This is a genomic window from Pseudomonas sp., from assembly GCF_026224925.1.
In the GTDB taxonomy this organism is placed as follows: Bacteria; Pseudomonadota; Gammaproteobacteria; order Pseudomonadales; family Pseudomonadaceae; genus Aquipseudomonas.
On record NZ_JAMFRV010000208.1, the window covers coordinates 1 to 8,425 of the forward strand.

1 protein-coding gene is annotated in these 8,425 nt (G+C 59.7%); it reads right to left on the minus strand.

All coding sequences use genetic code 11. The features are described 5' to 3' along the window. The coding region (locus tag M0974_RS08930) for a non-ribosomal peptide synthetase (RefSeq protein WP_297835459.1) at window positions 1–8,425 on the minus strand (8,425 nt) is incomplete at both ends.

An 8,425-nucleotide genomic window follows, 5' to 3' on the forward strand; every position in this document is an offset into this window, starting at 1 on the left:
CGCATGCACGTGTTCCGGCACCGGCAGAATCCCCAGCAACGAGGTATCGGTCAGCAACAAAGCAATACCGGAATCCTGCATCAGATAGGCCAAGCGTTCACGGGGGTAGCTGGCGTCCAGCGGCACATAAGCCGCGCCGGCTTTGAGCACCGCCAGCAAGGCGACAATCATCTCTGGGCTGCGCGGCAGCGCCACACCCACCCGCACTTCGACGCCGACACCTTCGCTGCGCAGGTGATGAGCCAGACGGTTGGCGCGTTGCTCCAGTTCGGCAAAAGTCAGGCTTTGGTCGCCGCAGCGCACCGCTTCGCGGAGTGGGTTATCGGCAGCCACGCGGGACAACCAGTGATGCACTGGCTGCCGAGCAACCCCTGGCTCCAGCTGATTCCAGCTCGACAGCTGCGCCTGTTCGGCAGCACCGAGCATTGGCAAATCACCCAGCGCACGCAGAGGATCAGCGGCAATGCCGATCAACAGGGTTTCAAAATGATCACGCAAGGTGGCACAAGCATCGGCGTCCAGGCAATCGCGTCGAAACAGGTACTCGACTTCCAGACGCTTGCCCACCGAGACCGCCAAGTCCATGGCAAAACTGGTGACGTCGATGGACTCGGTACTGCCGAACCGCAGGCCGTTGTCGGCCTGTTGACTGAGGGCTTCGTCGATGGGGTAGTTTTCGAAGACCACGATGGAGTCGAACAACGCCTGACCGGTCTGCCCGGCCCAGCGCTGCACACGGTACAACGGCGTGTGTTCATGCTCGCGCAATTCCAGGTTGTAGTTCTGCAATTCCAGCAACCACTCGCCCACCGGCTGGCTCGACGTCGGCGTTTGAATCACCGGCAAGGTATTGATAAACAGTCCGAGCATTTCTTCAACGTCGGCCAAATCAGCCGGACGCCCCGCTACCGTGGTGCCAAACGCCACGCTGGATTGACCGGTGTAGCGCTGCAACAACAACAGCCACGCGCCTTGAATCAGCGTGTTCATGGTGATGCGCTGGGCTTGCGCGAACGCTTGCAGGGTCGCCGTTAGCGGTTCGCTCAAGTGGGTGTAGACCGCACCGTGACCAGTTTCTGCCGAGCGACTGGGAATAACGGTCGCGAGCAACGTCGGCGCCGGCAATTCACTCAGGCGCTGGCGCCAAAAACGTTCGTCGGCCGCTTCATCCTGCTGCGCCAGCCAACCGATGTAATCGCGATAACTCGGTGCCGCAGGCAACGTCTGTTCAACGTGATAGCCGCTAAGGACTTCACCCATCAGCCGCGCACTGCTCCAACCGTCGAGCAAGATGTGATGGCTGGTCCAGATCAACTGGTAACGCTCGGCGTCCAGCTGCACCAGCAGCACTCGTTGCAGCGGTAAGCGCGCCAGGTCAAAGCCATGCTCGCGCTCTTCACGCTCCAGGCGGTTGATATCATCGGCGGTCTTGCCGCGCCAATCGAGTACTTGCACCGGCGCATCCAAGTGTTTGACCACCACTTGCAACGGCACTTCGCCCTGCCAGACAAAACAGCTGCGCAGGATCGCATGACGGTTGACCACCCGCTGCCACGCCGCGCGGAAACGCTCAGGATCAAGGCCGCCCACCGAAACGCTGAGCTGATTGACGTACTGCCCGGAGGTCGGGTTATCCAATGCATGAAAGAGCATGCCGCTCTGCATCGGTGACAGCGGGTAAATGTCCTCGGCGTCCGGCTGCTGCTTTATCAGGGCGTCCAACTGCGGCTGGTCCAATCCGGCCAGCGGGAAATCACTCGGGGTGAACCCTCCGGCGGTTTCGCAGTGGGCAACGATGTTGCGCAGTTCATATTCAAAGTCCTCGGCCAGGTGCTCGATGGTCTCCTTCTGAAACAGCTGACGGTCGAACACCCAGCTCAGGCTCAATTGCTGCTCATGCACCTGACCATCAATGCTCAGCCAGTTGCCCAGCGGCGATCCGGCACCGTGGCTGTGACCTGCACTCTCGGTGGCCAGGCTGAACATTTGGTCTTTGCCGAAGCTGCCATCGAGCTGGCCCAAATAGTTGAACGTCACCCGCGCCAGGGGTAATTGCGCCAGTTCCTGCTGCATCGCTTGGGTGCCGAGATAACGTAGCGCGCCATAGCCGAGGCCGTTACCCGGCACGCTGCGCAATTGCTCTTTAATGTTTTTAATCGAATTTCCAAGCTCACTGGCCGGGGTCAATTTCAGCGGGTAAAGGCTGGTGAACCAACCCACGGTACGCGACAAATCAATGCCGTCGAACAGGTCTTCACGACCATGACCTTCTAGCTGAATCAACGCCGAGTCCTGCCCGGTCCAGCGGCACAGCACGCGGGCCAACGCGGTAAGCAACAGCTCATTTACCTGAGTGCGATAGGCCGCTGGGGCCTGTTTCAACAAGCGTTGAGTCAGGTGCCGGTCGAAGTTGGTTTGCACCGACAGCACAGCCGAGTCAGCACTAGGGTCTCCATCCATAGGCAAATCAGCCGCCGCGCCGGTCAACTCAGTACGCCAATAACCCAGTTCGGTTTGCATGAACGGGGTGTCGACATGGGCTTGCAAACGCTGCGCCCAGGCTTGATAAGCCGAGGTTTTGCCCGGCAACATGATCGTTTCAGCGCGGGCCGATTGGTCATAGGCCAGCTGCAAGTCTTCCAGCAGGACTCGCCATGACACGCCATCCACCACCAAATGATGAATCACCAACAACAAGCGCTGGCTGCCGTCGGCCATTTCCACCAAGACAGCGCGCAACAATGGGCCGTGTTCCAGATTGAGGCTGGCTTGGGCTGCATTGCACAGTTGCGTCAGCGCTGCACTGTCTGCCGCTTCGCTTTGCTGAAACAGATCTGAAATAGTTGCTATCGGTTGATGCTGGGCAGCACCGTTGGCGAAGCTCAAACGCAGAGCATCGTGGTGTTCGACGATGGCTGCCAAGGCCTGCTCAACCCACTTGGCGTTCAACGGCGTAGAAGGCTGTAGCAACAACGCCTGGTTCCAGTGATTCCGTAGCGGAATCGGTTCGTCGAAGAACCAGCGCTGAATCGGCGTCAGCAAGCAGGCGCCGCTGACCGGGGCATGGTCAGGCAAGGCCGCCACTTCGACTCGCGCCACTCGGGCGAGTTTTTCGATGGTCTGGTTCTGGAACAGGTCCTTCGGTGTCAACACAATACCGGCACGCCGGGCACGGCTGACCACTTGCAGGGAGATGATCGAATCACCGCCCAGCTCGAAGAAATTGTCGGTAACGCCTAGCTGATCAACCCGTAGCAGTTGCTTCCAGATATCCACCAGTGCCTGTTCGGTGGCCGTGCGCGGAGCAATCACCTCCATGCTGACGAAAGATGGTGCGGGCAAGGCTTTGCGGTCGATCTTGCCGTTGGGGTTCAGCGGCAAGGCGTCCAGCACCATCCATTGCGTCGGGACCATGTAGTCCGGCAGCTTATCGTGCAGTGACAGGATTACCGACTGACGCAATTGGTTTGCGTCCGCGGCAGGCGATACCGGCACCAGATATCCCACCAGATACTTGCTGCCCTGCTCTTCTCGGGCCATAACCAGGGTTTCGCGCACGCTGTCCAGCTCAAGGATCCGCGCTTCGATTTCTCCGGTTTCAACACGAAAACCACGGATTTTCAACTGATGGTCGATCCGACCCAAGTACTCGATCACACCATTTGCGCGATAACGCACCAAGTCCCCGGTGCGGTACAAACGCCCGCCTTCGCTGCTGGTCGGGTCGGCGATAAAGCTTTCTGCGCTTAACCCCGGACGTCCATGGTAACCACGGGCCAGACCACTACCTCCAATGCACAATTCACCGGCAACCCCAATCGGTACGGGGTTCAAATCAGCGTCCAACACCAGACTGCGGCGCCCGGCCAAGGGCTGACCGATGGGCACACTGTCGACGCAACCTTGGGCGCAATCGTAGACCGTGGACACCACCGTCGCTTCGGTGGGGCCGTAAGTATTGACCAGTTTTACCTGACCGAGGCCTGCTGTGGCCCACAGGCGCACGCCTTCCACCGACATCGCTTCGCCGCCGGCATGCACTTGGCGCAATGAACCGTAAGAGCGCGGGCCGGCCAGCAAACAGTCCTGCACAAATACGTGCCAATAAGCGGCGGGCAGATCCGCCAGGGTAATGCGCTGCTGGATGATCTCTTGGTACAAGCGCTCGCTGTCCCATAGTTCAGCGTCACGAATCACCACGCAGGCGCCTTCGCACAACGACGGGAATAACTGCTCGACGAAGCCATCAAAGCTGTAGGTGGCGAATTGCAGGACTCGGTCCTGTTCGGTCAGGCCGCAGTAATCACGGGCCAAATGGCAGAAGTCGGCTAGGGCCAAGTGATCGATCAGCACGCCTTTCGGGTTGCCGGTGGAGCCAGAGGTATAGATCACGTAGGCGAGATTTTGACTGGCGACGATAGCCTGCGGATTAGTCTCTGGATACTCGGAAAACCAGCCGGACGATGGCTCCAGATCCAGACTCGGCACATCGATCTGCAGCACATCGCTGTCACGCAACAACAACGCGATCTGGCTGTCTTGCGCCATGTACGCCAGGCGTTGGGCCGGGTAGTTCGGGTCCAGCGGCACATAAGCGGCGCCACTTTTCAGCACTGCGAGCAAGGCAATCGCCATGTCCAACGAGCGATTCAGTGCCACGCCGATTCGTACTTCCGGACCGGCACCCAGCTCGCGCAGTTTGTGCGCCAGGCGGTTGGCTCGGGCGTTCATCTGCGCGTAGGTAACGCTGTCGCGGCCAAAGACCAAAGCTTGGGCATCCGGCCTGCGTTCAGCCTGAGCTTCGATCACGGTGCAGATGTTTTGCTGATAGTCGAAGGTCGGGACCAACGGATTGAGCCGCGCCAATTGTTCCGTGGCGGTCATCAAACCCAGCTCACCAAGACGCGCCTGCGGGTTGTCCAGCAAGGTCACCATCAGTTGTTCAAGTTGCCCGCCCAGCCACTCGATGGTCAGCGCATCGAAGTGTTGGTGTTGGTAGCCGAACTCCAGAAGAATCTGTTCGCCGACCAATACACTCAAGGTCAGCGGGTAGTTGGTGTTTTCCTCGACCCGCACGTTGCTGAAGGTCAGGTCTTGGCCGAGGCTTTTTTCTTGAAGCTGCTCGGCTATCGGGTAGTTTTCGAACACCAGCAACGTGTCAAACAACGCCTCGCCTGGATGCCCGGCCCAGCGCTGAATGTCGCCCAGCGGCGTGTATTCATGGTCGCGCAGCGTTAGGTTTTGCGCCTGCACAGCCTGCAGCCATTGACTGGCGGTGAGTTCCGGAGCCGGCTGGCCGATGACCGGCAAGGTGTTGATGAACAGACCCAATTGCTGCTCGACGCCGGGCAAATCCGCTGGCCGCCCGGACACGGTGACGCCCATGGTGACTGCGGGTTGTCCGGTGCAGCGTTGCAAGATCAGCAGCCACGCCGACTGCACCAAGGTGTTGAGGGTGATTTTCTCGCCGCGACTCAGCAGGCTCAGCTGCTGGGTGCGCTGCGCGTCAAGCACGCGGTGGTGATCGGCGTGCCCACTAAACGAATCGTCCGCTGTCGAGGTCCGGGCCAACGCCGCCGCCAAACGCGTTGGCTCCTGCAAGGGTCGACATTGCTTGACCCAGAAATCTCGCGCCACATCGGCGTCTTGCCCGTGCAACCACGTCAGGTAGTCGGCGAATCGCCCGGCAGGCCGTGGGGTATGCCCGGCATAACGCTGCATCACTTCGCCGAACAATTGCGAAGTGCTCCAACCGTCCAACAGAATATGGTGGCTGGTGTAGATCAAATGGTGCCGCGAAGCGCCGGTGCGCAACAGTGTCAGGCGCAACAAAGGAGGCTGAGCCAGGTCGAAACCACGGGCCTGATCGGCTTTGGCGAAGTGCTCTAATGCGCTGCTCAGATCAAGCTGTTCACGCCAATCCAGCACCTGCATCGGCAGTTGCAAGCGTTGACGGATGGCTTGCAACGGTTGTTCCTGGTCCCCACCCCAAAGAAACCCTGCACGCAGAATGTCGTGGGCATCCAGCGCGGCTTGCCAAGCGCTGCGGAAACGTTCGACGTCAATACCGTCAATGTCCACCCGCAGTTGGTCAACGTAGGCCGCAGCCTCTGGTGAATACAACGAGTGAAACAGCATGCCTTGCTGCATCGGCGCCAACGGATACAAGTCTGCCAGCTCATCGGTGGAAATAGGCAGCGCGTCCAGACGCGCCTGATTGAGACCCGCCAACGGCACGTCGGAAGGTGTCAAACGCGCGGGCAACGGATCAAGGCAATGGGCGATAACGAGCTGTAATTCGTGTTGATAGTCCTCTGCCAAACGCTGCACGTCGGACGGTTCGAACACTTCATGGCTAAACGTCCAGGCGATGCTTAACGTGTCGCCATACACCTGACCGTTGAGGCTCAGCCAGTTGTCCAACGGCGCTGCCTGATTTTGGCTCAGGCCTGAATTTTCCCTTGCCGGCGCCAGCAACGCTTGTTCAAACCCGGCGTCAAACTGGCCCAGATAGTTGAACGTAACGCGTGCAGTGGGCAGCGCGGCCAAGGCTTGACGAATAGGTTCAGCAGCCAGATAACGCAGCACGCCATAGCCGATGCCTTTGTTCGGTACCGCACGCAGTTGCTCCTTGATCGCCTTGATGGAGGCGCCCGCCTCGGCCATCGGCGTCAGGCGTACCGGGTACTGACTGGTGAACCAGCCTACGGTCCGCGACAGATCGATGTCGTCGAACAGATCTTCACGACCGTGACCTTCCAGATTGATCAACGCCGAATCCTGCCCTGTCCAGCGGCACAGCACCCGCGACAACGCTGTAAGCAGCAGATCATTGACTTGGGTGCGGTACGCGGCGGGAGCTTCTTGCAACAGACGTCGAGTGGTCTCGGCGTCCAGTCGGCTGAAGGCTTGAGTGGCGCGGTCTCCGGCTTGACTGCCGTTAATCTTGGCGCCGGGCAGTAGATTGCTAGCGCCGGTGAGGCTGGACTGCCAATAGCTGAGTTCAGCCTGCATCGCTGGAGTCTCGGCATAGGTTTGCAGGCGTTGCGCCCAGGCTTGATAGGCCGAGGTTTTACCCGGCAACACAATCGTTTCGGCGCGGGCCGATTGGTCGTAGGCCAGTTGCAGATCTTCCAACAGCACCCGCCATGACACGCCATCCACCACCAAATGGTGAACCACCAGCAACAAGCGCTGACTGCCGTCGGCCATTTTCACCAACACCGCGCGCAACAACGGGCCATGTTCCAGATTGAGGCTGGCTTGGGCTGCGTTGCACAGTTGCGACAGTGCTGCACTGTCTGCCGCTTTGCTGTGCTGGAAAAGGTCTGAAATGGTTGCGATCGGTTGATGCTGGGCGGCACCGTTGGCGAAGCTCAAACGTAGGGCGTCGTGGTGTTCGACGATGGCTGCCAAGGCCTGCTCAACCCACTTGGCGTTCAGCGGCGTGGACGGCTGTAGCAACAACGCCTGGTTCCAGTGATCGCGCAGCGGAATCGGTTCGTCGAAGAACCAACGCTGAATCGGCGTCAGCAAGCAGGCGCCGCTGACCGGGGCATGGTCAGGCAGAGCCGCCACTTCGACTCGCGCCACTCGGGCCAGTTTTTCGATGGTCTGGTTCTGGAACAGGTCCTTCGGTGTCAGCGCGATACCGGTACGCCGGGCACGGCTGACCACTTGCAGGGAGATGATTGAATCACCGCCCAGCTCGAAGAAATTGTCGGTAACGCCCAGTTGTTCAACCCGCAGCAGTTGCTTCCAGATATCCACCAACACCTGTTCGGTGACGTTACGCGGAGCAATCACCTCCATGCTGACGAAAGATGGTGCGGGCAAGGCTTTGCGGTCGATCTTGCCGTTGGGGTTCAGCGGCAAGGCGTCCAGCAGCACCCATTGCGTCGGGACCATGTAGTCGGGCAATTGCGCCTGTAGCCACGCCACAATGTCGTTGCGTAGCGCGGTTGAATCGTCTTCTGCTCGGGCAGGCACCAGATAACCGACCAACATTTTCTTGCCCTGGTCGTCACGCGCCACCACCACGGTTTCACGCACGCTGCCGCGTTCGAGAATGCGCGCCTCGATCTCGCCCAGTTCAATGCGGAAGCCTCGAATTTTCAGCTGATGGTCAATCCGGCCCAAGTACTCGATCACGCCGTTCGCGCGATAACGCACCAAGTCCCCGGTGCGGTACAAACGCCCACCTTCGCTGCTGGTGGGGTCAGCGATAAAGCTTTCTGCGCTCAACCCCTGACGTCCATGGTAACCACGGGCCAAGCCAATCCCACCGATGCATAATTCACCGGCAACTCCAATCGGTACCGGGTTCAAATCAGCGTCCAACACCAGACTGCGGCGCCCGGCCAAGGGCTGACCGATGGGCACACTGTCGACGCAACCTTGGGCGCAATCGTAGACCGTGGACACC